At 46.6% G+C, this 22,920-nt stretch carries 22 protein-coding genes; 11 read left to right on the forward strand and 11 right to left on the reverse strand.

The genetic code is table 11. The features are described from left to right. Positions 1–51: 51 nt before the first annotated feature. A complete protein-coding gene (locus ATB76_RS00370) occupies positions 52–960 on the reverse strand; it encodes a LysR family transcriptional regulator (RefSeq protein ID WP_061034379.1) in 909 nt (302 codons plus the stop codon). Between the two features lie 137 nt (positions 961–1,097). Here ATB76_RS00370 and yjjG point away from each other — a divergent pair, with 137 nt between their 5' ends. Further along, entirely contained in the window at positions 1,098–1,772 is a 675-nt protein-coding gene (yjjG, locus tag ATB76_RS00375; protein ID WP_042599945.1) for a pyrimidine 5'-nucleotidase, read from the forward strand. A 91-nt stretch (positions 1,773–1,863) separates the two neighbouring features. Here yjjG and ATB76_RS00380 read toward each other — a convergent pair whose 3' ends face one another. Further along, positions 1,864–2,355 carry a hypothetical protein gene (locus tag ATB76_RS00380; RefSeq protein WP_042599944.1) on the reverse strand — a complete coding sequence of 164 codons (492 nt, stop codon included), beginning with the start codon at positions 2,353–2,355 and terminating at the stop codon, positions 1,864–1,866. Positions 2,356–2,614: 259 nt separating this feature from the next. On the opposite strand from ATB76_RS00380, the gene ATB76_RS00385 reads away from it, so the two are divergent. Beyond that, positions 2,615–3,154, forward strand: a complete 540-nt coding sequence (locus ATB76_RS00385; protein WP_038873125.1) for an NUDIX hydrolase — start codon at positions 2,615–2,617, stop codon at positions 3,152–3,154. 136 nt (positions 3,155–3,290) lie between these two features. On the opposite strand, the gene ATB76_RS00390 is transcribed toward ATB76_RS00385, so the two are convergent. After that, the gene (locus tag ATB76_RS00390) at positions 3,291–3,713 is read right to left on the reverse strand and encodes a hypothetical protein (protein WP_042599943.1); all 423 of its coding nucleotides are present in this window, start codon (positions 3,711–3,713) and stop codon (positions 3,291–3,293) included. 35 nt (positions 3,714–3,748) lie between these two features. Next, positions 3,749–4,069, reverse strand: coding sequence for a DUF4377 domain-containing protein (locus ATB76_RS00395; protein ID WP_009705071.1), 321 nt, complete (start codon positions 4,067–4,069; stop codon positions 3,749–3,751). A 260-nt stretch (positions 4,070–4,329) separates the two neighbouring features. Between ATB76_RS00395 and ATB76_RS00400 the strand changes: the two genes are divergently transcribed. Beyond that, complete coding sequence (locus ATB76_RS00400; protein ID WP_042599941.1) at positions 4,330–4,833, forward strand: hypothetical protein; 504 nt, start codon at positions 4,330–4,332, stop codon at positions 4,831–4,833. Here ATB76_RS00400 and ATB76_RS00405 read toward each other — a convergent pair. Both ATB76_RS00405 and ATB76_RS00410 read right to left on the reverse strand, forming a co-directional pair. Continuing rightward, positions 4,830–5,681, reverse strand: coding sequence for a DUF3626 domain-containing protein (locus ATB76_RS00405; RefSeq protein ID WP_042599993.1), 852 nt, complete (start codon positions 5,679–5,681; stop codon positions 4,830–4,832). The two genes, ATB76_RS00400 and ATB76_RS00405, sit on opposite strands and share 4 nt — an antisense overlap. A 127-nt stretch (positions 5,682–5,808) precedes the next feature. Beyond that, positions 5,809–7,068, reverse strand: coding sequence for an SGNH/GDSL hydrolase family protein (locus ATB76_RS00410; RefSeq protein ID WP_104026013.1), 1,260 nt, complete (start codon positions 7,066–7,068; stop codon positions 5,809–5,811). Positions 7,069–7,502: 434 nt separating this feature from the next. On the opposite strand from ATB76_RS00410, the gene ATB76_RS00415 reads away from it, so the two are divergent. Beyond that, positions 7,503–9,878, forward strand: coding sequence for a S8 family serine peptidase (locus ATB76_RS00415; RefSeq protein ID WP_061034380.1), 2,376 nt, complete (start codon positions 7,503–7,505; stop codon positions 9,876–9,878). A 9-nt stretch (positions 9,879–9,887) separates the two neighbouring features. Then, positions 9,888–10,250 carry a hypothetical protein gene (locus ATB76_RS00420; protein WP_038875223.1) on the forward strand — a complete coding sequence of 121 codons (363 nt, stop codon included), beginning with the start codon at positions 9,888–9,890 and terminating at the stop codon, positions 10,248–10,250. Between the two features lie 86 nt (positions 10,251–10,336). On the opposite strand, the gene phnX is transcribed toward ATB76_RS00420, so the two are convergent. The 3 genes from phnX to phnW all read right to left on the reverse strand — a co-directional run bounded on the left by phnX (position 10,337) and on the right by phnW (position 14,018). After that, positions 10,337–11,152: a phosphonoacetaldehyde hydrolase gene (gene phnX, locus ATB76_RS00425; RefSeq protein ID WP_042599938.1), complete on the reverse strand. Its 816-nt coding sequence runs from the start codon at positions 11,150–11,152 to the stop codon at positions 10,337–10,339. Between the two features lie 356 nt (positions 11,153–11,508). Further along, positions 11,509–12,888: an aspartate aminotransferase family protein gene (locus ATB76_RS00430; RefSeq protein WP_042599937.1), complete on the reverse strand. Its 1,380-nt coding sequence runs from the start codon at positions 12,886–12,888 to the stop codon at positions 11,509–11,511. 26 nt (positions 12,889–12,914) lie between these two features. Continuing rightward, positions 12,915–14,018 (reverse strand): 2-aminoethylphosphonate--pyruvate transaminase, encoded by a 1,104-nt coding sequence (phnW, locus tag ATB76_RS00435; protein ID WP_061034381.1) that lies wholly within the window; start codon positions 14,016–14,018, stop codon positions 12,915–12,917. A 266-nt stretch (positions 14,019–14,284) separates the two neighbouring features. On the opposite strand from phnW, the gene ATB76_RS00440 reads away from it, so the two are divergent. From ATB76_RS00440 to ATB76_RS00460, 5 genes are all read left to right on the forward strand, one after another. Next, positions 14,285–15,295, forward strand: a complete 1,011-nt coding sequence (locus ATB76_RS00440) for a putative 2-aminoethylphosphonate ABC transporter substrate-binding protein (RefSeq protein WP_042599935.1) — start codon at positions 14,285–14,287, stop codon at positions 15,293–15,295. Positions 15,296–15,782: 487 nt separating this feature from the next. Then, entirely contained in the window at positions 15,783–16,889 is a 1,107-nt protein-coding gene (locus ATB76_RS00445; protein ID WP_005432488.1) for a putative 2-aminoethylphosphonate ABC transporter ATP-binding protein, read from the forward strand. A gap of 8 nt (positions 16,890–16,897) precedes the next feature. Continuing rightward, positions 16,898–18,622 carry a putative 2-aminoethylphosphonate ABC transporter permease subunit gene (locus tag ATB76_RS00450; protein WP_061034382.1) on the forward strand — a complete coding sequence of 575 codons (1,725 nt, stop codon included), beginning with the start codon at positions 16,898–16,900 and terminating at the stop codon, positions 18,620–18,622. A 9-nt stretch (positions 18,623–18,631) separates the two neighbouring features. Next, positions 18,632–19,336 carry a phosphonate utilization transcriptional regulator PhnR gene (gene phnR, locus ATB76_RS00455; RefSeq protein ID WP_005442366.1) on the forward strand — a complete coding sequence of 235 codons (705 nt, stop codon included), beginning with the start codon at positions 18,632–18,634 and terminating at the stop codon, positions 19,334–19,336. Positions 19,337–19,402: 66 nt separating this feature from the next. Beyond that, positions 19,403–20,308, forward strand: coding sequence for an EamA family transporter (locus tag ATB76_RS00460; RefSeq protein ID WP_042599933.1), 906 nt, complete (start codon positions 19,403–19,405; stop codon positions 20,306–20,308). A gap of 67 nt (positions 20,309–20,375) precedes the next feature. On the opposite strand, the gene ATB76_RS00465 is transcribed toward ATB76_RS00460, so the two are convergent. Further along, entirely contained in the window at positions 20,376–20,927 is a 552-nt protein-coding gene (locus ATB76_RS00465; protein WP_042599932.1) for an outer membrane beta-barrel protein, read from the reverse strand. A gap of 44 nt (positions 20,928–20,971) precedes the next feature. Continuing rightward, a complete protein-coding gene (locus ATB76_RS00470) occupies positions 20,972–21,877 on the reverse strand; it encodes a VirK/YbjX family protein (RefSeq protein ID WP_042599931.1) in 906 nt (301 codons plus the stop codon). Positions 21,878–22,360: 483 nt separating this feature from the next. On the opposite strand from ATB76_RS00470, the gene ATB76_RS00475 reads away from it, so the two are divergent. Then, positions 22,361–22,720: a DUF3316 domain-containing protein gene (locus ATB76_RS00475; RefSeq protein ID WP_038868241.1), complete on the forward strand. Its 360-nt coding sequence runs from the start codon at positions 22,361–22,363 to the stop codon at positions 22,718–22,720. Positions 22,721–22,920: the final 200 nt, after the last annotated feature.

A 22,920-nucleotide genomic window follows, 5' to 3' on the forward strand; every position in this document is an offset into this window, starting at 1 on the left:
TTAGATTAACCAAATGTTATTGCATCAAATGTGATGGAGCATTAGAACCTATCAATAGCGATCCCAGTACGGTGTATCGGTGCCGAGCTTTTCGCTGATGAAGTCAATAAACACACGTACTTTCAATGGCATGTGTTTGCGTTCTGGAAACACTGCATAGATGGCATGCTCAGGAAGGGAGAACTCTTCCATTAGCGGTTTTAAGTTACCGGCTGCAAAGTCTTTCGCGGCGATGAAAGTCGGTAATTGGGCGATGCCAGAGCCTCTTAATAGCAATTGGCGAATTGCTTCGCTGTTGTTGACCACAAAGTTGCCCTTCGGCAGCACCTTATATTCGTTACCGCTGTTGATAAACATCCACTCGACCCCGCCTCGGAAATACGAATAACGCAAACAGTTGTGTGTCACCAAATCGCTTGGTTTGGTTGGTACGCCAAACTCTTCTAAGTATTCTGGAGAGGCGCACAGTACGCTTTTACATGGAGCAAGACGCTTAGCTATAAGGTTAGAAGTCGCAAGTTCGCCAATACGAATTCCGAGGTCAAAACCTTGTTCAACTAAATCCACCATGGCGTCTTCTAGCTGTAAGTCGACCTCAATTTTCGGGTAACGTGCAAGAAATTCGCTGATAAGTGGTGCAACGTGTAAAACGCCAAAAGACATCGGTGCGGTGATTTTGAGCCGACCTTGGGGGGAGCCTTGCAGCTCAGAAACGGCATCGACACCTTGTTGAGCTAGGTTGACTGCCTGTGAAGCGTACTCGAAGTATCGACGTCCAGCTTCGGTTAGGCTGAGCTTTCTTGTGGTGCGATTAAGCAAGCGAATACCGAGGTCATCTTCGAGTTGATTGATGCGTTTACTGATCGCCGATTTGGTGAAGTTTAACTGCTTGGCGGCAAGGGAAAAGCTGCCGCATTCGACGACAGCGACAAATACTGGCAGTGACGCAATGGCATTCACGGCGTGCTCCTAGGTTATTGGGGTTATCTATTGTTGAGAAAAACGATACAATCATTTTCCGATTATAGAGATTATCTTCAAGAAGAAAACAATTAGACTATGCGGCAGAAAACGACCTGGATATTGGAAAGAAGAAAATGAAATACGATTGGATCTTGTTTGACGCTGACGAAACTTTGTTTCACTTTGATGCCTTCAAAGGTTTACAGCTGATGTTTTCTCGCAAAGGCGTAGATTTCACCGAGCAAGATTTTGCCCACTACCAAACGGTCAACAAGCCACTTTGGGTAGATTACCAAGATGGCAAAGTGACGGCAGATGAGCTCAAACACAAACGCTTTACTGAATGGGCAGAAAAGCTCAACACCACAACAGCGGATCTCAACAGCGCATTCTTAGAAGCGATGGCAGACATCTGTACTTTGTTGCCGGGTGCGAAAGAGTTGATGGAAGCGCTGCAAGGTAAAGCGAAGATGGGCATCATCACCAATGGTTTTACTGAACTGCAAGCGATTCGCCTAGAGCGCACAGGTATGAGCGATTACTTCGAGCACGTGGTGATTTCTGAGCAAGTTGGTATTGCTAAGCCGGATCTGGGTATCTTTGAATACGCGATGATGCAAATGGGCAACCCATGTAAGACGCGCGTATTAATGGTGGGTGACAACCTGCATTCCGATATCTTGGGCGGTAACAACTTTGGCATTGAAACGTGTTGGTTGAACACCACAGGTGCGAGTGTGGATGAGCGTATTGCACCAAGCTACACGGTGGAATCATTGAACGAGCTTAAGAGCATCCTCGTCGCTTAAGCTTAAGTGAACAAACAAACGAAAAAAGCGCTGATTTCTCAGCGCTTTTTTGTTTCTATCGATGCTGTTTTGTATTCATCGATTTTGCATATTAGCTAGCGTTAGTTTCCGCCAATTCACGTTGTGCTTGTTGTTCTTTCTCACCAAGTTTGAAGTAAATCTTACCGACGACGACTTCTGAAATCAGGATGGTAAACACCACCGCAAAGAAGGCGACGACACCGTTCCAAGGACCACTAAAGTCAACCTTGTCACCGAACAGAATGTTAATGGCTTCTAGCATCACGAACTTCGAACCGACCAAGATAACGTAAGTCGAGATACCACGGTAAATCTTAGGTGCCGTACCCGGCTTCGATTTAAAGTACTCTGCGATTTTGTGTTCCGCTTTGATAGACAGCTTCAAGAGCAACTGAAGCAGCAATGCCGCGGCGAAAGAAATCGTAAATGAATCAATGGTTACGAAATCCCAATATTCGTCATAGAAGTTCAGTACCGTAAGGTCTACCAATACCGCCAAGGTATAACCAACAAACAGACGTTGTGGAGTGTTGAAACCGTAGACTTTATCCGATGCGCTCATAAGAACCCTCAATCAATAATGAACAAGTTTGCAAAGCCATGCCTTGCGTCGATGGGTTAACTATATGAGTTCCTCGAATTGAAAACTTGCCATTTCGCGCCATCCTAATCATTGCGATGAATGATTGTTTTGATTGGATATATTGAATACCAATAAGCGCGTTGATTTTGAAAACCGTCTACAAACTGACACGCAAACAGCGTTAGAATGGCTTCTAATCCAATAACTAATTTCGAAGAATCAAGCAGTAAGGACTCTCATGGCAGACATCAAGCAGCTCGACAGCAAAGTGGTGTATCAAAACAAATGGATGACGGTACGTGAAGATAAGATCCAACGTCCTAGTGGAGCCGAAGGCATCTACGGTGTGGTCGACAAGCCAGACTGTGCAGCAATTCTGGCGATCGATAACGGCGTGATTCACTTAGTACAGCAGTTTCGTTACACCGTAGGGCAACGTTGTTGGGAAATTCCACAAGGTGCTTGGGAATCAAATCCAGATGCGGATCATCTTGAGCTAGCAAAAGGTGAGCTTCGAGAAGAGACGGGTATGCAGGCCAATAAGATGGAATACGTTGGTGCGCAGTTCATCGCTTATGGGTTCTTAAACCAGACTTGCCATGTGTACTTCGCGAGTGAGTTGTCTGAAGTAGGCAATCAGTTAGACAGTGAAGAGGAAGACTTGATCACACGCTCGTTCTCCGTTGAAGCGTTCGAGCAAATGATGATAGAGGGTGAAATCAAAGACTGCGTGACTATCGCCGCTTATGGTTTGGCGAAATTGAAAGGTTTGGTGTAAGCAAAACGAAGCTACTAAGTTACCCAAGGTGATAAGCTAAAGGCTCGCGATGAGCCTTTTCGTGTTTAATATTGAGATGACTTAGCGCCGCTTTATATTGCCTCAGGTGCTTATCGCCACAGATGCTGGCGTGATGCTATTCACCGCCACCATCCCCACCGCCGTCTCCTCCAAAGTCTCCACCATCTGCATCGAAATCATCCGAATCGGTAGCGGGCTGTTGTTTGTGGCTGTCTTGAATCTCCGCGTAAGTCAGTAAGGCACTGACGCTCACAAGATCCGTCGCTTGGTCAAACAAAGCAAGTGAGACTTCTGATTGGAATTCAGCATGTTCCCCTAGCTCTTGGCTTAGGCCCATCGGCACGTAAGCGGCTTGGCTTATCAACATGCCGTATGCGATCAGGGCAAAGGCATCATCTGTCTTACCATTTTCTTTCAGCGCCCAATCGATCTCTTCCTTCGAGTAATCTGCTTTCTCACCATACTTGAGTGCTAATTTTGGTGTGATGTCCTTTGCGACCTCGCGAATTTGACGGTTTCGTTTCCAATTTCCAAACATAAAACTTCCTTTTCTATGGGTGGTGAATGTTATGGCTATCGCTTCTCTAACACTTCAATCAGCTCATATCGATACAAGCTCGCATCGGCTGGTGCATTCTCTGGGGTAAATCGCTGAGTGCGTTTGATTTTTAACGTGTACTCGGAACCTGATTCAAATTCAAAACCGTCGATTTGATCATAGAAGTAGTTACCATCGACCACCATGCATTTCATTGGCCCGACACCCACACAGTCCACCAGTTCTGGACCTACATTAACGGTCATGATTTTTGCGGTGTCATCGGATTCGTGTTGAGCACAGCCAAATAGCGCTGCTGCCATCATAGGCAACACAACATAGCGTTTTAGATTCATTCTTTGCTCCTTAAAGGGTTACCAAATCATCATAGCAAGATTGACGAAAAGTGATGGTAAACCCGCGATAAAAAAGATAAACCCAAGCTGATAGTTTTTGCTTGTGTCTGTCTCGAAATGCTGTTTGTAGAACCCGACACTGTGCATTCTCGTTGTAGAGACGATTACTCATCGGGAAAAGGGATTGAGAGGATGAGCTTGAACTTTGCGATGGTGGCTTTATAGTACTCCATTCACAAACCTTTTGGCGGAGCAGTAACGTGAAATTATTGGCAGATAAAACGGGCGAGCAATTTTTGCAAATTTTAGATGAGCAAGCTGACGCATTAACGGTGCAATTTATCTCCAACGAAGGCGAGCCAAAAGGACAACCATTCAAAGACTCTCTCAAAGGGTTGAAGCTCGCTGGGTGGTCTCATCGTACGACGTCCACTGCGATTGGTTTATCGCGTTTTAAAAAGGGGTATCTCGAAGATGCGCATGTAAGTTTTGCACTGCATCGTTTGTACCCTTTGGGACGCAAAGTAAAACTGCCAAGCGGCGAGATTGTGCAGATCGCCAGTTACGCCAATACCCACGCAGATGGCTATTACATGTTTGTTCGCCGTGATGATGAGCAAGAGTTGGTGCGTATGAAAATGTCACCAGATTGGCTGTTAATGCCATCAGAGAAGCTACTTGCTCTGCCGTATTATCCGCGTCCTCGTACTCAACAAGAGCTTAATGTGATCGATGATTTCGACAAATGGGCTGGTGGCTTTTAATCGCCAGTCTGTCGATAATCAAACCCAAATCGCGCTAAGTAGTGCCAGACTTTTTTCAAATCTTGCTCGTCAAACGCTTTTGCTTTTACCGCTTCACCAATAATGCGTGGCGTTAGCATGCCATTTTCTGCAACCTGATTTGCGATGTCTAAAATGGCTTGTCCTCGGTAGTCTGGATAAAGATTGATGTCTTCTATTGAGACACAAAAACCACTGTGCCAACGAATCTCAACTGGTAACTCACGAGCGTAACCTTCTACCTCAGTGCCTTTAAATGAAGGGTCGAGCACCAAGGCTTGAATATCTTCCTTCAAGTGCAAATCGCCGTGGATTTGAGTTTCGATATAGGCGTCCAACCTGTCTGGCACTTGTGCGTTTAACTCATCCAACAAGGGGTGAATGCGTTCAATAGTGGCGAAGTGCTCTGGCTCGAAGAAGCTATCTGGATAACAAAATGTCGCTCGCTTGCTGATCTCTGGTTTCAATAAGAAGTAGCTAGAACCAAATCTTGGTGATGCGCCAACTTCTGAACTAGAGAAGTTTAACGCGCCATACTTTGGGCGTTGATTTGGTTGGCTATTGTCGTAAACACCATCAAACACGCGCTGCTCCCAACGCCAACGCTCCCCACCTTCGTAAGCCGTCAGTCCGCCGTTGCTTGTACCGGTTTCAAATTGGGATTTGAGCTTACCATCTTGGGCTATTGCTTTAAGCAGCGGTTCGCCCTCAGAAGTGGTTCGATCGGGATGAAAGTTGATGGTCACTGCGAAAGGATGTGACTGCGGTACTCCTGCGGATTTCGAGCGAATCACATCAAGAGCGCGTTGAGTAAATGGATGATCGAGCACGACATTGACCTCTGGTTTTTCTTTCAACTTACCGAGTTCAGCCTGCTAATTCAATCTCAGACTATGAATGTAAAGAGAGATTTAGAGGACAGAACCTCTCAACATTTGAGAGGTTCTAATAGACCGCTTAGAAAGGGTGGTTTGATAGCTGATCACTGCTTTCTAACATCTTCTCTGCTACGTAACGATGCGTGGCCGTGGTTGGGTGAGTCACATCCCAGAATACAAACTTGTCTGAGCCCGAAGAGGCACACTCAGAACGTAGCGAATGTTTGTACAAGTAGTCTGCTGCCGATGAGCGATTGATGTCTTGGCAGGCTTGGCTTGCATTTACAAACCCATGTTGCTCAGGGTTTGCTGTGAGGCCTTCAAACAGTGCATGAGTATCGTGCAATGTGATGTTTAAACCTTGCGCTGAGTAGTAATCAGCTTGTGCTTTGATAAATTCGTTCATTTCAAGAATTTTTGCTCGAATCGTTGCGATCTCTTCTTGAGTGGAATACTTAAACTGAGGCGCATACGTGGCATCGGGTAGCGTCATCAGGAGAAAGTTTTCTGCGCCTGCATCCGTCAGCTTGATCAAAGCTTCAGCGTAGTCTGATTTTACCTCTGGAACGCTGCGGTTATAGTTCATAAAATCATTCAAACCGAATTCAAGGGTAAATAAGGTATTGGCTGGTTTGTAGTTTTTTGCCAATTTCGCATACGCCAAGTAAGAGGAAACTTGCTCACCCACTCCTGTCAGAGCGATGTATTGGTTTTCACCCGCAGCGCCACCTACAGCCCAGTTGTAGAGCGGTAGGTTCTTCGCTTGAGCAATGTACTCTGTCCATACAAACCCGTTAGAGAAATGCCCTAAGAACCAGCTATTCGGATTCGGGAAGCGCCATTGTGATGCGTTAAAGATGTTGCCCGTGTCCGACAAGCTATCGCCCAACGCGACCACTTTGTTGATCTGAACTGGCTGCATTACAGGATCGTTACTCCAGATCGAATGATTGTATGACCAACGATTATCAGCGGCAAAGAAAGTGATATCGGCGTTTTCATTCGCTAGATCGAGCGTTTCTTCACAACGTTGTTTGATAACATTTTGTGGCGTATCGGTATAGAACATGTTTTTGAATGAGAGTGCGTTCCACCAATAACCGTTAATAGTGAAGTAGCTGCCATCTGGGTTTTCTGCCCATTCCCAATCAGTTGCTGGGTCATCGTGTGAATAACTAGTTCGATACCAGCAGCGAACGTATGTGTAAGTTTGCTTGTCTTGTGTGCTTCTTACTTGTGAAGCACTGATCATCTCCGGAGACAGTGTTGATTCGGCAGCGTGAGCAAGATTGAGTGGTAGTAATAATGCACTAAGTAACGTAATGGTTTTGTTCATGATTCACTCTCTATAATGATTATCGTCATGATTTAGATGAGAAGTTATCTCATCAACTCTCCTCATTCTGGGTAAATACGCTATTCAGTCAAATATCTAATTATTCAAATTGTCAATTTTGGTACCGCAATCGTATTTCAATAGATTTGGTAAATAGAACAATTTTATAAAATCCAGAATAATTACTCACTAACATTAATTTAACATGCACTTTTCTTGTTAATAAGTAATTGCTTTATAAGTAAATTGGTTGATTTTGAATGTTCACCATTTCTGTTTATTAAATGATCTTTTATTAACAATTATGTATTCATAAAATGAATTGTTTGGATTTTTTAACAAATAACCTATAGCTGAATAACTCATGTTAATGAGGTTTGAATGACTTTTCATGAGTAAAAAGTGAATAAAAATCAGCTCAACAAGGAATAGAGCAAATGCATCACACAACAACTAAATTAAATGGCTTGTTTTCATTGTCTGCCGTTGCAGTAGCACTGACATTTTCGATGTCAGCGCATGCGGCTCCTCTAACGGGGTTCGACGAATCTAACTTGCCGACTAAATACATCGTCAAATTTAAAGAAGATACGTCCAGTCCCTCAGCATTGGGTGGGAACTCATTCTGGGGGCCACGCATCGCGCAAGAGTCGGTATTAGATCAGCTCAAAGCGCGTAAAGTGGAAAAGCTAGGAAACCGCGCGATCTACAGCGTGGAGATAGAAGACTCGGAATTGGGGCAATTGCGTAACCGCAGCGATGTGGAATACGTTGAAATTGACCCACCGCGTTATCTGTTAAGTGAGACTATCCCTTGGGGCTATGAGGCGGTGAACGCTCAGCTTCTGGATGACTCGAATGCAGGGAATCGCACCGTGTGTATCATCGACTCGGGTTACGATCTGGCGCACAACGATCTGAGTGGTAACCGAGTGTCGGGTACAAACGACAGCGGTACAGGTTCTTGGAGTGTTCCGGGGAACAACAACGCTCACGGTACACACGTAGCAGGTACGATTGCCGCGATTGCCAACACGGAAGGCATCAAAGGCGTTATGCCAAACCAAAACGTGAATTTGCACATCGTTAAGGTGTTCAATGAAGCGGGGTGGGGCTACTCATCCAGCTTGGTGAAAGCGGTACAAACTTGTGCTGACAACGGCGCGAACGTCGTCAACATGAGCCTTGGTGGTAGCCAGTCGAGTGTGACGGAGAAAAACGCGTTGCAAACTATTTATGATCAAGGCGTGCTGCTGATTGCTGCTGCGGGTAACGATGGTAATACTGCACATAGCTACCCAGCGTCTTACGATTCAGTAATGTCGGTTGCGGCAGTGGATGATAAGCGTGATCACGCGGCGTTCTCTCAAGCGACAGATCAAGTTGAAATCGCAGGTCCGGGCGTAGCAATTTTGTCTACGGTGACAGTCGGCGAGGGTAAGCTTTCAGACATTCGCTTGAACGGTGTTAGCCAGTTCGATCGTGGCATCGTTCCTCACAACCGCTTGATCCAATCGGGCGGCAGTTACGGTCCTGATCCAGTAGCCGGTTCCATCACGGCGACACTAGCAAGCTGTGATGTATCCGGTAGCAGCTTCAGCTGTGGCGATATGTCGGGCAAGATCTGTTTGACCGAGCGTGTGAGTAACCAATCATCGGGCAACTATCCAGAAATCGATGCAGTTCAAGCGTGTTACAACGCAGGCGCAAGTGCGGCGATTGTGTACAGTAACTCTGAGCTACCGGGTTTGCAGAATCCTTTCCTTGTCGATCAAAACAACGCAGCGCGTATTGTGTCTGTAACGGTTGATCGTGCCTTCGGTCAGGAACTGTTAGGCTATGTTGGTCAAGACATCACGGTATCGACCACAAAAGGTGAAGATTACGAGTACTACAACGGTACTTCGATGGCGACGCCACACGTAACGGGTGTTGCGGGTTTGGTGTGGAGTTACCATCCAACTTGTACCGCTGCGCAAGTACGTAACGCACTGATCAAGACAGCAATGGACATCGACGTAACAGGTCGTGATAACCGCACTGGTCATGGTCTTGTGAATGCTGAAGCCGCGAAACAATACCTAGACGCTGGCTGTAATGGTCCGGATGGCGGCGGCTCTGGCAACGACAACGTTCTAGAAAATGGCGTGGCGAAGACGCAGCTTTCTGGTGGCAGCAAATCAAGCACTGTATTTGTGTTTGACGTCCCTGCGGATGCAACGCAAGCGACATTCAACATGAGTGGCGGCTCTGGTGATGCTGACCTTTACGTGCGTTTTAATGGCACACCAAGCACCAGCACTTACGACTGTCGTTCATGGGCGGGCGGTAATGGCGAAAGCTGTAGCTTGAACGTATCTGGCGCAGGGCAATATGAAGTATTGGTTTACGGCTACAGTGCATACTCTGGTGTTTCTCTTGTTGCAGCGCACAACGGTTCGGGCGATTCATCAGGTGGCGGTTCTGCACCTTCTAGCTACACCAACTCGAATGTAGTAGCGATTCCTGACAACAGCTCTGCGGGTATCGTAAGCCCAGTAGATGTGGCTCGTACTGGCGATGCAGGTTCAGTGACTATCGACTTGGATATCACTCACACCTACATTGGCGATCTTCGTGTCACGCTAACGTCACCTGACGGTGGTCAAGTAGTACTGCACGACAATGCGGGTGGTGGTGCAAACGACATTAAAACCAGTTTCCAAGCGGATTTCTCTGGTTTTGAATCACAAGGCACATGGGAACTTAAAGCGGTGGACAATGCCAGAAGAGACACAGGCACCATCAACAGTTGGACTCTGACCTTTCAATAAGGAGTGACTATGAAGAAGTTGACCTTACTTTCTTTGTCTGCGGTAGGTGCTACCGCACTATTGGCAATCGGACTGAGCTCAAGCAGCTTGGCAAACAATCAAGGATTTCCTCTCGTGGATGAACGCCAAGATCAAGCCGAGCAGCAACCTGCACGTTACTTTGTTAAGTATCATGAAGGAAAAGAGAGCGAAGTGAGAGCGCTTCTTCGTCAGCACAACATTGAAGTGGTCGACGCTCTGGTGAAACAACACGTGTTGATTGTGGTGGGTGAACAGGCGGAAGTCGATAAGCTCGCGGATCAAGATGCGGTCGAATACACCGAGCAAGAGCCGACAAGGAAGCTGCTATCTAATGGAAGTACGCTTCAATAAGCCAAAGCTCCTTAAGATAGTGCCAAAAAGAAAAACGCCCCTCACGTGAGGGGCGTTTGTTTTCATTTATTGGTGGAAAATGAAGACTACGGACGCTCACCTGCCGCTAGGCGACGTTCGATATCTGCAACCACTTCTGGGAAGTCAGCAATGGTGTCGATGAGGTAATGCGGCGAGCTCATGAGCAATTTTGCACGCGCTTTTTCACGAGCAGCATTAAGTGTTGTTTCGTCCGCAGCTTGGTATTCCTCAAATGTCAGACCCGCTTCGTTACCAGAAAGCAGCAGACCAACGGTCCACATACCGGCGTTGTGACCTTCATCGATGCCCGGGGCGGCGTCATCCACTTTGATACACGCATTAACGTCGGTAACATTCAGCTCAATCACGTTTTTCAGTGCCATAAATGGTGCAGGGCGACCACCTTGAGGCAGGTCATCCGTTGCTACTACGTAATCTGGTTTGTAGCCGTAATCCGCTGCCACTGGAATCAGTACGTCCATCACTTCGCGAGGGTAACCAGAACAAGAACCGATCTTGATGCCTTTGTCTTTCAGGCCGTTCACAACTTCAATCGCATTGAGGATTGGCTCTGCGTGGTCAGCCACTTTCGCTTTTTGCAGAGGCATAAATGCTGCGTAGATCGCGTCGATGTCTTCGCTGGTCATTGAGCGACCGAACTTCTCATTCCAACGCTTATCAACGGCAGGAATACTACCCACAGCTTGGATGTGATCCCACTTACCAAGTCCCATTGGTTCGCGCGCTTCTTCAAGGTCGATTTCAAAATCAAAGCCTTGTTTGAACGCTTCCACAAAGATGCTAGTTGGCGCAAAAGAGCCGAAATCGACGATAGTGCCTGCCCAGTCAAAGATCACTGCTTGAATTGGTGAGTTGCTCATGTTCAATCCTTTTTCTTGCTTGCCAGAGCGCTTGCCTACACGTTGGAACCGCGCTCTGGATAAATGGGTTTTTGTTGAGGTCTATTGACTCTAGGTTTTGTTGACCTTTTGCGGTTAAATTTTGTTCGAGATAAAAGCGTTTTAATCGCGGCGAGAGGTTTGTAGCCTATCATTCTAAGCACAACACCTCACAACAAAGAGTAAAACGCTTTTAGCCGAACCCTTCGGGCAGCGTTTGTGGTTCCTTTCTTCTGCGTTATCGGCTTATCAGGTAGAACAGCTACAACTCAAAGCCTCTGCCTTGCATAAAGAACCCACAAACTGCTGCAAAAATCAGCTCAAAAGGTCAACAAAACCTAAATGTAGTTAAAGTCTTTACACACTTTGGCGATGGCTTCTTCGAAGATCGCCAACGCTTCTGTTAGTTGTTCGCGAGTGATGATCAGCGGTGGGCTGAGTTGAATCACGTTACCTTGCGATACCTTGAAGCTCACGCCATTGTTGAGGCATTGGTACAGCACAGCTTCCGCTTCGTCATACGCGCGTGCTTTGCTTTCGTGGTCAGTGACCAGTTCAATGCCCCATAACATGCCGATGCCACGCACATCACCAATCACTGGGTATTTGGCTTTCATCTCTAGCAGCTTTTCACGCATGAACTGGCTGTCGGCTTTGGCTTTATCTAGCAAGTCGTCTTGTTCAATGGCTTCCATGGTTGCCAGTGCTGCAGCACAACCGATAGGGCTTTTCTCATGAGTGTAATGACCCATGGAGATTTGCTCAGCAGTGTTGTATTTGTCTTTGGTTACCATGGCAGCGATAGGCACTAACCCTCCGCCCAAACCTTTACCGATGCAGAGCATATCTGGCTCGATGTCATAGGCTTGGTAGGTAAACCATTCACCACTGCGACCCATGCCGTTAGGGATGTCGTCGATGATCAGCATGACATTGTGTTTGTCACAGATTTCACGGATGCGTTTCCAGTAGGCTTTGCTCGGCACTTGTACATCCGTGTTGCGAACCGCTTCTGCGATAAACGCGCCCACGCCACCTTCTTTCTCAATCACGTACTCAAGGTAGTCGGCGTAATGCACGTCGCTGCCGTCGGCAACGGGGAAAGCGCCACGGTAAGATACGGCTGGTGGAATGCGTTCAACACCTGCCATTAATGGTCCCATGCCTTCGCGGAAACACGCTTCGCCACCCACTGAGATAGCATCCAACGATGCGCCGTGGAAGGAATCCCACAGAGACACCACCTTGTAGTTGCCCGTGATGTGGCGTGCTAATTTAAGCGCCATGCCCACTGCAGATGTGCCACCCGGCGCAAACAGCACGCGATTCAACTCGCCGCCACAGATTTGGGTGAGTTTTTCGGCACATTCAACCGCGGTTTCATTGGTAAAACGACGTGGTGAAAACGGCAGTTTGGCAATTTGCTCTTGCACACGTTTAATCACATGCGGATGACCGTAGCCCAGCTGATGGACGTTATTGCCATGGAAGTCCATGTACTTTTTGCCGGTAGCATCTTGGATGTAGATGCCTTCTGCTGCTTCCAAGGTATCTAAGCAAGGTGTCGACATAGCTTGATGAAGAAAGACCTCCGAATCACGCTTCAATAATGCTTGCGTGCGTTCGTCATCCATCGATGCATTCCAAGCTTGGCGCGCTGGCGTCGTGTTGACATCGCCTTCGCTGCGGAAATGGGTCGGTTTGATATTCTGAGTCATAACGCTCTCTTAATCAGAAGGCTGCTTTACGCAACTTGCCAGTACATTGCTTTTTCAATTGCACCGATTAAGCGCTCGATATCTGCTGGGTAAACTTCGCCAATGTTGCCGATACGGAAGCAATCTGCGTTCGATACCTTACCCGGATAAATCACGAAGCCCTGCTCTTTCAAACGTGTGTAGAACGCTTTGAACTGGTAATCACTGTGCGTCGGAGAGTAGAAAGAAGTGATGATTGGCGAGTGAAGGTCATCACTCAGCAGTGGTTCGAAACCCAGAGAACGCATACCTGCAACCAGCGTTTTCTGGTTAGTTTGGTAACGGTTATGACGCGCTTCAATACCGCCCTCTTGTTCCAGTTCTAACAAGGCTTGGTAGAAAGCGCGAACCGTGTGCGTTGGAGACGTGAAACGCCACTTGCCGTGGTTCACTTCCATGCACTGCCATTGGTCGTAAAGATCAAGGCTCAAAGAACGCGCCTGACCTTGGCACTTTTCTAGCTCAGTTTGTTTTGCAATCACAAAGCCAAAACCCGGCACGCCCTGAATACATTTGTTTGCAGAGCTGATCATAAAATCGATGCCTAGGTCGGCGATATCAATAGGAATGCCACCAAAGCTCGACATGGCATCGAGAATCACCACTTTACCGTGTGCTTTTGCCGCAGAAGCAAATGCCTCAATTGGGTTAAGCATGCCAGTGGTTGTCTCACAGTGAACAATCGCCACGTGTGTGATCGCAGGATCCGATGCCAATGCAGTTTCCACCTCGTTCAAGTGTGGCTGTGATGTTTCGCCTGGGGAAACTACATGGCATGGAATATTTAGGTAGTCAGCGATCTGAGCGATACGCGCACCATACGCACCGTTGTCGACAACCAACAACTTTCCATCTTTGCCAATGGCACTGCCAATCGTTGCTTCTACTGATGCAGTGCCGCTACCTTGCATTAGTACGCTGGTGTAGCCGTCTTGCTCCGTCGCCAGTTTTACAAGCTTAGTGCGGATCACTTCTACAATGTCTTTGTTGTATTCATCATCCCAAGTACACCAGTCTTTCAGCATGGCTTCACGTACCGTTTCAGAAGTAGATAGAGGACCAGGAGTCAGTAGTAGGTATTCGTTTTTCATCTCGATTTCCATCAGAATAAGCTAATTGGTCTACACCAAATTTCAAGTTCACTCTAACGAGGAAGAAAAGGGCAGTAAATAGGCGAATATCCAATTTCATAAAACTTTAACATCCAGAAAATGGCGGATCAATTGAACGATTATTCATCGCAAATTTTCGTAAAACTGCCATTTAATGGTCATGATTTCGTCACAAAGGCTCAGTAGGGTGTATATCGTCAACTGGTACAGACCAAATAAAAACTTAGCCAAATTAACTGGAGAAAATGATGAAAAACCGTTTGATGAAAGGATCGCTGGCTGCACTTGTCTCTCTGCTAGCTACGAATGCAATGGCAGCACAGGAAGTCACGGTTTACACCGCTTTCGAAACTGACATTCTTGCTAAATACAAGTCTGCGTTTGAGAAAGATAACCCAGATATCAAGATTAAGTGGGTTCGCGATTCCACCGGTATCATGACGGCGAAATTGCTGGCCGAAAAGAACAACCCTCAAGCGGAAGTGGTTTGGGGTCTGGCTGGCTCGTCAATGGCACTGCTTAAAGATGAAGGTCTTCTTAAGCCTTACACACCAAAAGGTTTGGGAGAGCTGCACGCGAACCTAAACGACCCTCAATTAAACCAAGCTTGGTTCGGTAACGATGCGTTCTTTAACGCAGTTTGTTTCAACGAAGCGGTAGCGAAACAACTTAACCTACCGAAACCAACGTCTTGGGAAGACCTAACAAAGCCGGTTTACAAAGGTCACATTGCAATGCCTAACCCAGCTTCTTCAGGCACTGGCTACATGCAGGTTTCTGCTTGGTTACAAAACATGGGTGAAGATCAGGCATGGAACTACATGCGTGACTTAGACAAGAACATTGCACACTACACGCACTCGGGTTCTAAGCCATGTGTTCAAGCGGGTATGGGTGAAGTGGCTATCGGTATCTCGATGGCGAGCCGCGGCGCGAAGCTGAAAACACAAGGTGCACCACTAGCGGTTATCACACCAAAAGGCATCGGCTGGGAATCAGAAGCCGTTGGTCTAGTAAAAGAGTCTGATGCAGCGAAGCGCGTTGTCGACTGGTCAATCTCTAAAGCGGCAAACGAGCTTTACGTAGAAATGTACCCAGTGGTTGCACATAAAGAAGTGAAAGCTAAGGTTTCTAACTTCCCGAACGTTCAAGAGAACATGGCGAAGATGGACTTCGCACAAATGGGCAGCAAGCGTGCAGAGATTCTAGCGGCTTGGTCTGAGAAGTTCGACGCGAAATCAGAGCCAAAGTCTTAATTGAATTTGCTTTGAGTTGAATACTGAAATCCACCTCGGTTGAGGTGGATTTTTTGTTTTTGTAAGAGGCGAAAGTCAAAAGCTTAAAAGCAGCAACCCCACCTAACCTCCCCTTGACTTTAACTTCGAGGGACTGCAACAGTCACGCTGGTAAAGGGGAGGGACAGGTTCTGCATTCGCGAAAAATTCAATTCACAATGCAACATCCAACGCGCTTCAAGTAGATTCTGAATACTCGCCTAGGCTCCTTCAGAATGACGTTGGGAAAGCACTGAGCTTACCGCAGCAAAGAACAGCTCTCCCCCTTAATTACGACATTCAAATGCTTGGCAAACCATGTCAAGAAAAGGGGGAGTTGGAGGGGGTTGCAAGCGTAGAAACAAACCTCATCGCCCTTCATCTATTTGTCATCTTCTGGCTATAAATTTGTCATTGGAACGTAACACTCCAAAACTAAAATTGGTATATACCATTTGGAGCGTGTGTTATGTCAACTAACCAACATTACCTAAATATCGAAAATGTAGTGAAGCAATTCGGACAGTTCACTGCATTAAAGAAAATCTCGCTAGCGATTGAGAAGGGCGAGTTTGTTTGTTTTCTTGGTCCTTCTGGCTGCGGTAAAACCACTCTGCTACGTGCCATTGCAGGTTTAGACTTGCCAACGTCTGGTGCGATTTTTCAAAACGGTCAAGAGACCACATTCCTACCACCAGAGAAGCGCGATTTCGGCATCGTATTCCAATCTTACGCGCTGTTTCCGAACCTAACTGTGCAAGAGAACATTGCGGTGGGTTTGAAAAACCAAGGTATGTCGACCAAAGAAGCGTTAGAGAAGGTGGATTACTGGCTAGAAACCATTGGTCTTCCAACCTCTGGAGAGAAATTCCCTAACCAACTTTCTGGTGGTCAACAACAACGTGTTGCTTTGGCTCGTGCATTGGCGCTATCTCCGGGTCTACTGCTACTTGATGAGCCGCTGTCAGCGCTGGATGCAAAAGTACGTGTTCACTTACGTGATGAAATTTGTAAGCTGCAACGCAAGCTGGGCATCACCACCATCATGGTTACGCACGATCAGGATGAAGCGTTGTCGATGGCGGATCGTATCGTGGTAATGAACCATGGTGTGATTGAGCAAGTCGGCACTCCTCAAGAGATCTATCAACAACCAGCCACGCGCTTTGTTGCTGAGTTTGTCGGCAGCATGAACTTTATTGAAACCTCAGTAGCGACGGACTCCCAAGTGCGCATTGCAGAAACCTTGATGCCAGCGCCAAGCTTGACCAATCGTAAGATCCAACGTGGTGATCGCTTCGACCTTGCGGTGCGTCCTGAAAGCATCAAGTTCGTTGAAAACTACACCAACTCTTTACCAGTGCGAGTTACGGCTACCGAGTTTCTGGGGGCGTTTTTCCGCATTGATTGCGTATTGCAAAACGACAGCTCAACGAAAACCATCGTCGTGGATGTGCCCGTGGAAACGGTTCAAAAACTCAATATCAAAGCGGGCGATGTACGTTACATCCAGTTTGCTGAAGAAGGGCTGCATGGTTACGCCGTGCCCTCGGTTGATAAAGCGCTAGCAGCGTAGGTGTAAACATGGATGCGAAGACAATGACGATGAATAGCCTAACCACACAAGACAAAGCAAAATCCCTACTCGGACGTGTTAGCCGCGACAACCTTGTGTTGTTCGGTTTGCTCGCTGGCTTGTCGACCATGATGGTGCTATTCATCTTGATGCCGCTTTGGGCAATGTTGACCAAGAGTGTGCAAAATGCCAATGGCGAATTTGTCGGATTGGCAAACTTTGCGACGTACTTTTCTTCTTCAAGCTTGTGGGTGTCGGTGGGCAACACCTTCACTTTAGGCGTGATTGTGACCTCGGTAGTGGGTGTGCTTGCGTTCGGTTATGCCTACGCGCTGACTCGTTCATGCATGCCGTTTAAAGGTTTGTTCCAAATCCTAGGTACTGCGCCAATTCTTGCGCCTTCGCTGTTACCAGCGATCAGTTTGATCTTCCTTTTCGGTAATCAAGGCATTGCCAAAGAGATGCTGTTAGGAAACTCGATCTACAGCGTGATTGGTATCTCGATGGGTTTGATTTTCTGGACCTTCCCTCATGCATTGATGATTTTGACCACTTCGCTGCGCACTTCAGATGCCCGTTTGTATGAAGCAGCCCGCGCACTTAAAACTTCACCCATCAAAACCTTCTTTATGGTGACGTTACCTGCGGCGAAATACGGTTTGATCAGTACGCTTATCGTCGTCTTTACGCTGGTTATCACGGACTTTGGTGTGCCGAAAGTGATTGGTGGAAGCTACAACGTTCTGGCGACTGACATCTTCAAGCAGGTTGTGGGACAACAAAACTTTGCCATGGGTGCGGTGACCAGCATTATGCTGCTATTTCCTGCGGTAATGGCATTCGGCGCAGACCGCTGGGTTCAGAAAAAGCAAAAGAGCTTATTCGACACACGTTCAGTGCCTTACCAGCCAGAGCCTAACAAGGTGCGCGACAACATTTGTTTGGTTTACTGCAGCATCATTTCTATCGCAGTGTTGGCGGTGCTTGGCATGGCAGTGTATGGCTCGCTAGTTACGTTCTGGCCTTGGAACAAAGCACTGACGCTAAACAATTACAACTTTGCCGAAATGAGCACTTACGGTTGGAGTCCATTCTTCAACTCACTAACGTTGGCAGGTTGGACGGCGGTTATTGGTACAGCCATCATCTTTGTCGGTGCTTACTGCATTGAGAAAGGGCGTGCATTTGGTCCAATTCGTCAAGTGATGCAAATGCTCAGCGTGGTGCCAATGGCGGTTCCGGGTATGGTGCTTGGCTTGGGTTACATCTTTTACTTCAACGATGCGAACAATCCTCTGAACGTGCTTTATGGCACCATGGCATTCTTGGTGATTAACACGGTAGTGCATTACTACACCGTGGGTCACATGACTGCACTGACAGCGCTAAAGCAGTTGCCATCGGAGGTTGAAGCCACGGCGGCATCGGTGAAGCTTCCTCAATACAAGTTGTTCTTTAAAGTGACATTACCTGTGTGTTTACCTGCGATTTTGGACATTGCGACTTACTTGTTTGTTAATGCATTGACCACCACTTCTGCGGTAGTATTCCTTTACTCAACCGATACGATTCCGGCTTCGGTCTCGATTCTGAATATGGACGATGCAGGTCAAACTGGCGCTGCAGCGGCAATGGCTGTCATGATCATGATGGCTGCCGCAATTGCGAAGATTGTTCAGATGACTTTGGGTAAATTGTTAGAGAATCGCACACAAGCTTGGCGCAAAAGATAAGGACACTTCGTGCAATACGTAAAAATTAAAGATTCGATTGTTGAACAGATTGAAGCGGGCATGCTATCGCCGCGTCAAAAACTGCCAGCAGAGCGTAAGTTGGCGGAGTCGTTCGATACTACACGCGTCACTCTACGTGAAGCTTTATCATTGCTAGAAGCGGAAGGTCGAATCTATCGCGAAGATCGCCGAGGTTGGTTTATCTCACCTGAGCCATTGCGTTACGACCCAACCCAAACGCTGAACTTCCCGAACATGGCGAAAGCGCAAAATCGCGTGCCAAAAACGGAGTTGGTCGCAGCAAAAGGGACGTTGGCAAACAAACAAGCCGCGCGCTTGCTGGACTTGCAACCTTTCTCGGACGTGTATCGAGTCGACCGTGTGCGATACCTTGAAGACAGACCTGTGGTATTCGTAACAAACTACATTCGCCCAGAGCTGTTTCCGAACCTGCTGGACTACGATTTATCAAATTCATTGACGGACATTTATCGCGATCATTATGGCGTTACATATCAAAAGATTCGCTACCGCATTTCAACCAGCACTTTGTTGGGGGAAATGGCCCAAGCATTGCGCGCGACAGCCGGCACGCCAGCGATGGTGGTGGAGCGCATCAACTATAACCAACACGGTGAGTTAATTGATTGCGATATCGAGTATTGGCGACACGATGCCATCAGCATTGAATCTCTGGCGGAACTCAATCGTTAAGTGGACTTTCTCATTATCTAAGGCTCCATCTCGGGGCCTTTATTTTATTCAGACAGGAACATTGAAATGGATTTGTTGGCGATTGGTCTCGTCGTTTTTTCTGCTGTTCTCCATGCGGGTTGGAATATCCTTGGTAAAAGCAACTCAGGCTCAGGGCTCGCGTTTACCATGGCCGCCAGCTTTTCTGCATGTTTCATCCTTACCCCTTATTTGATTTGGTATTTGGTAACCATTGGCTGGGCATCATTACCGAGTGAATTTTGGGGATTGCTGTTCATTAGCGGCATTTCACAAATGGTTTATCTGGTCGGTTTGATTGTCGCTTATAAGCACGCAGATGTGGGTGTGGTTTATCCGATTGCTCGGGCGCTGCCTGTGATGATGGTCGGCGCAATCAGTGTGGCATTGGGACATGAATTATCTAGTCAGCAGTGGCTTGGATTCCTGCTGATAACCCTTGGTTGTATGTTGGTACCACTGACGAATTTTCGTCAAATGACATTGGGTTCTTATTTGAATGTCGGTGTGTTCTGGGCATTGATTGCCGCAATAGGCACAACGGGTTACTCCGTGGTCGACAAAGAAGCGCTGAGTATACTCACAGGACAAGCGTCCGAGATCTTGAATGATCAGTACAGTGCGATCTTCTACTTGGGTGTGCAGTTTTGGGCAATTGGTATTCCTGCCCTTTTGTGGTGCTTGGTTACGGGCAAACCAGATGAGATTAAGACAGCTTGGCAGATCCGCAAAACCGCCAGCATGGCAGGGGTAATGATGGCATCCACCTACGGCTTGGTGCTGTTTGCGATGACCATGACAGACAACGTTAGCTTGGTCGTTGCACTAAGGCAAATCAGCATTGTGTTTGGATTGTTTATGGGGATTTGGTTTCTGTCTGAGAAATGGTATCTCACCCGAGGACTTGGCGTTACTTCGATCGTGGCGGGGATCATTCTTGCGCTGACGAACTGACACATATTGATGAAAGAAAAAGGCAGCGACTCAGGCCATCGCTGCCTTTTTGTTTATTTGGATGGTGTTAAAAGCGAACTTGAGCGCCAAACATCACACCGCCAGAATCAAAATCGCGGTTTTTGGAATACGCGTATTCCGCATTTAAACCAAGGTGTTTGTAACTCCAGCCAATACCAGCCGCGGCTTCTCCGCCGATGCTCGACTCTTCGATATTTCGACTCTGCCCGTTTACTTTATAAGTGTACTCCAGTGTGTAGGCGGTGATGCCAGCTTTGCCGTACAACTCAAACCCTGCCCCAAGTGGATAGCTCGCATAGCCACTTAGCCTAGGCCCAGAAAAGCTGGTATCCGTAACCTCAGAAATTGGGCTGACAAGTATCGAGCCGATACCGTCAAAAGCGCCTTTAAAACCCGCTTCGATACCAATGTTTTGCGTTAGCATGTATCGGTAGTAAACCTCACCGAGGAACATATCGCCGGACTCTTCGCTTGTTGGAGCATCGTAATTGACAACGCCGTAACCTAAATTTGTACCAACAATGTGTTTATTGGTTGTTGCGTGCACTGACAAAGAAAGAGTCGACAACACCAAAGCCGTCACGAGTGAATAACGCATGTGACTTTCTCCTTAGTTCTTTGGCTTTTTAGCCTTTTAGCTTTTTAGTTTCTTAGTACTTGTTCGAATGTGGCTTTGGTGTTGTCTAGCCATTCATAACGACGACGATACATCGAGCGTTTTGAGCGAGACATATCTTCGATATCACGTCTTGGGGCATTCACCGCAAGGGAGTAGAAGTTCCGGTCGAACTCTATCCCGCCCAACTCTTGCCAGAGTGCGTCATAGTCGGTTTTGATTCGTCCTTTGCTGTAGCGTCGCGCGGCGTAAGTGTGGGAGTCGGTTTTGACCGCCAAAATTGTTTCTACACCCCAGATTTGCGCCAGAATAGTCAGTAAACTCACCATCAGGCTTTTTGGACGTTGACCGTAAAGTTTACGTGTTAGCTTTTTGATTTTTGCGCTGCTGGTTTCATTACTGCGTGGACCTTGTAAGCCGCCAATCATGATGCAACGAGCGCCATTCTCGTGCCCGAGCGTAAAAGAGATAGTGTAAAAGTTTCCGTCTTCTTCGCTATGTAATACCAAGCTCATCTCACCTTCTTTTTGGTAGCGAGCTTCATAAACAAGTCGAACCGTATAGAGGATCTCATCAATCTCAAATGTCATCAGAGTTTGGCCTTTAGCATCGGTATAGATTTGTTCAATCAGCTCTGAAGAGAGCAGCTTCGACACCGTATTGTAGTGATCAACCACAAGTTCAGAGCGATCGATTGCTGGGCTATTTTTGATGATGTAAGGACGAAACGGCTTTTCTAAGAAACGATGCGTACGAGAACAAAGCATCTCTAGAAGTGACGCCTCAATATTGTCCGCCAGATAGTTGAATGACTTGCGATAGAACAGTGCACGCGCGATAAACTTAGCGCGGTATGTCCAAATAGGGTGATAGATCTCAGCGTACTCGTCTGAGTAAATGGTTTTGCTGTGATGAAGGATAGATTTATTCATGTCATTTCACTCCAGACTGGCTTTTCGGCGAGCCTAAGTTCGTTATCTGTGCAGTGCCTTGTTGGTCATGGTCGAAAAACACCAAAAGATAAAGAGGACGCCGAGGCATCAAAAGGTGGTGTTCTGGTGTCAGACGCAGTGCCATTACGATCGTTTTGAACGGTGTTCGTTTGTGCAGAATTCTAAGAGAAAAGGGGCAAGAGGTATTGTATGGCTTGGTAAGGGAGTGTCATGGCTGAGTGGCAAAGGAGCCATAAAGGTTTCTTTATAAGACAATAAAAGCTATTTAGTGACTGCTTTTTAAGATATTTTTATTATGAATAATAAATGGCAGTTTTATGCCTTACGTTCAATTAAAAATAACTTGAAAAATAATTGAATGTTTTTTGAAATTAATTTGACGAGCTAAAGGTCTCTATACGTAACCTACATTCATCGAGTATTTGGAACTCGATATTTTAAAAGGTAAGTAAGGAGCATATTATGAAACGTTTAATCTCTCTAGTCAGTCTTATCGTATTAACTGCCACTCCTGTCGCGGCATTCGCTGGTGGTTACCAATGGACGAATAACAGCAAAACGATCCAAGGTAATGTTGTGGATAGTAAGCAAGCTGCCTACGACATGGGCTTTGAAATGATTAAAAACTACCAAAGCAAGTCTTCTAAAGAGCTACGAGATGAGTTTAAGAGTGCATTTGATATGGTAGACCGTCAGTCGTTTTCCATTACTAATGCAAAAGTTACCGTTGATGAGTTTCTTCAAGATAACGGTCAGATTGCCTATCAACCAATATTGAATGTGAAATATGAATACCGCATGCGTGAGCCAGGTAATCGTTAATACATCTACTCGCTAGCAAAATATTTTGTTTTCAATATTATCGTTGCCATATATTTATTCTTATTGAATTTGGGGAGTTTTGCTCCCCTTTTTTATTATTTAAACATACCCCTGATGAATGTGTTTCTTGAATTTAATATCTCATAAGAACCTATCTCAATAGGTGTTGTCTGAGTTAAATCAACATCTATTTAAAATAC

Origin of the sequence: Vibrio sp. MOR3 (assembly GCF_001557775.1) — a bacterium.
Classification (GTDB): domain Bacteria; phylum Pseudomonadota; class Gammaproteobacteria; order Enterobacterales; family Vibrionaceae; genus Vibrio; species Vibrio jasicida.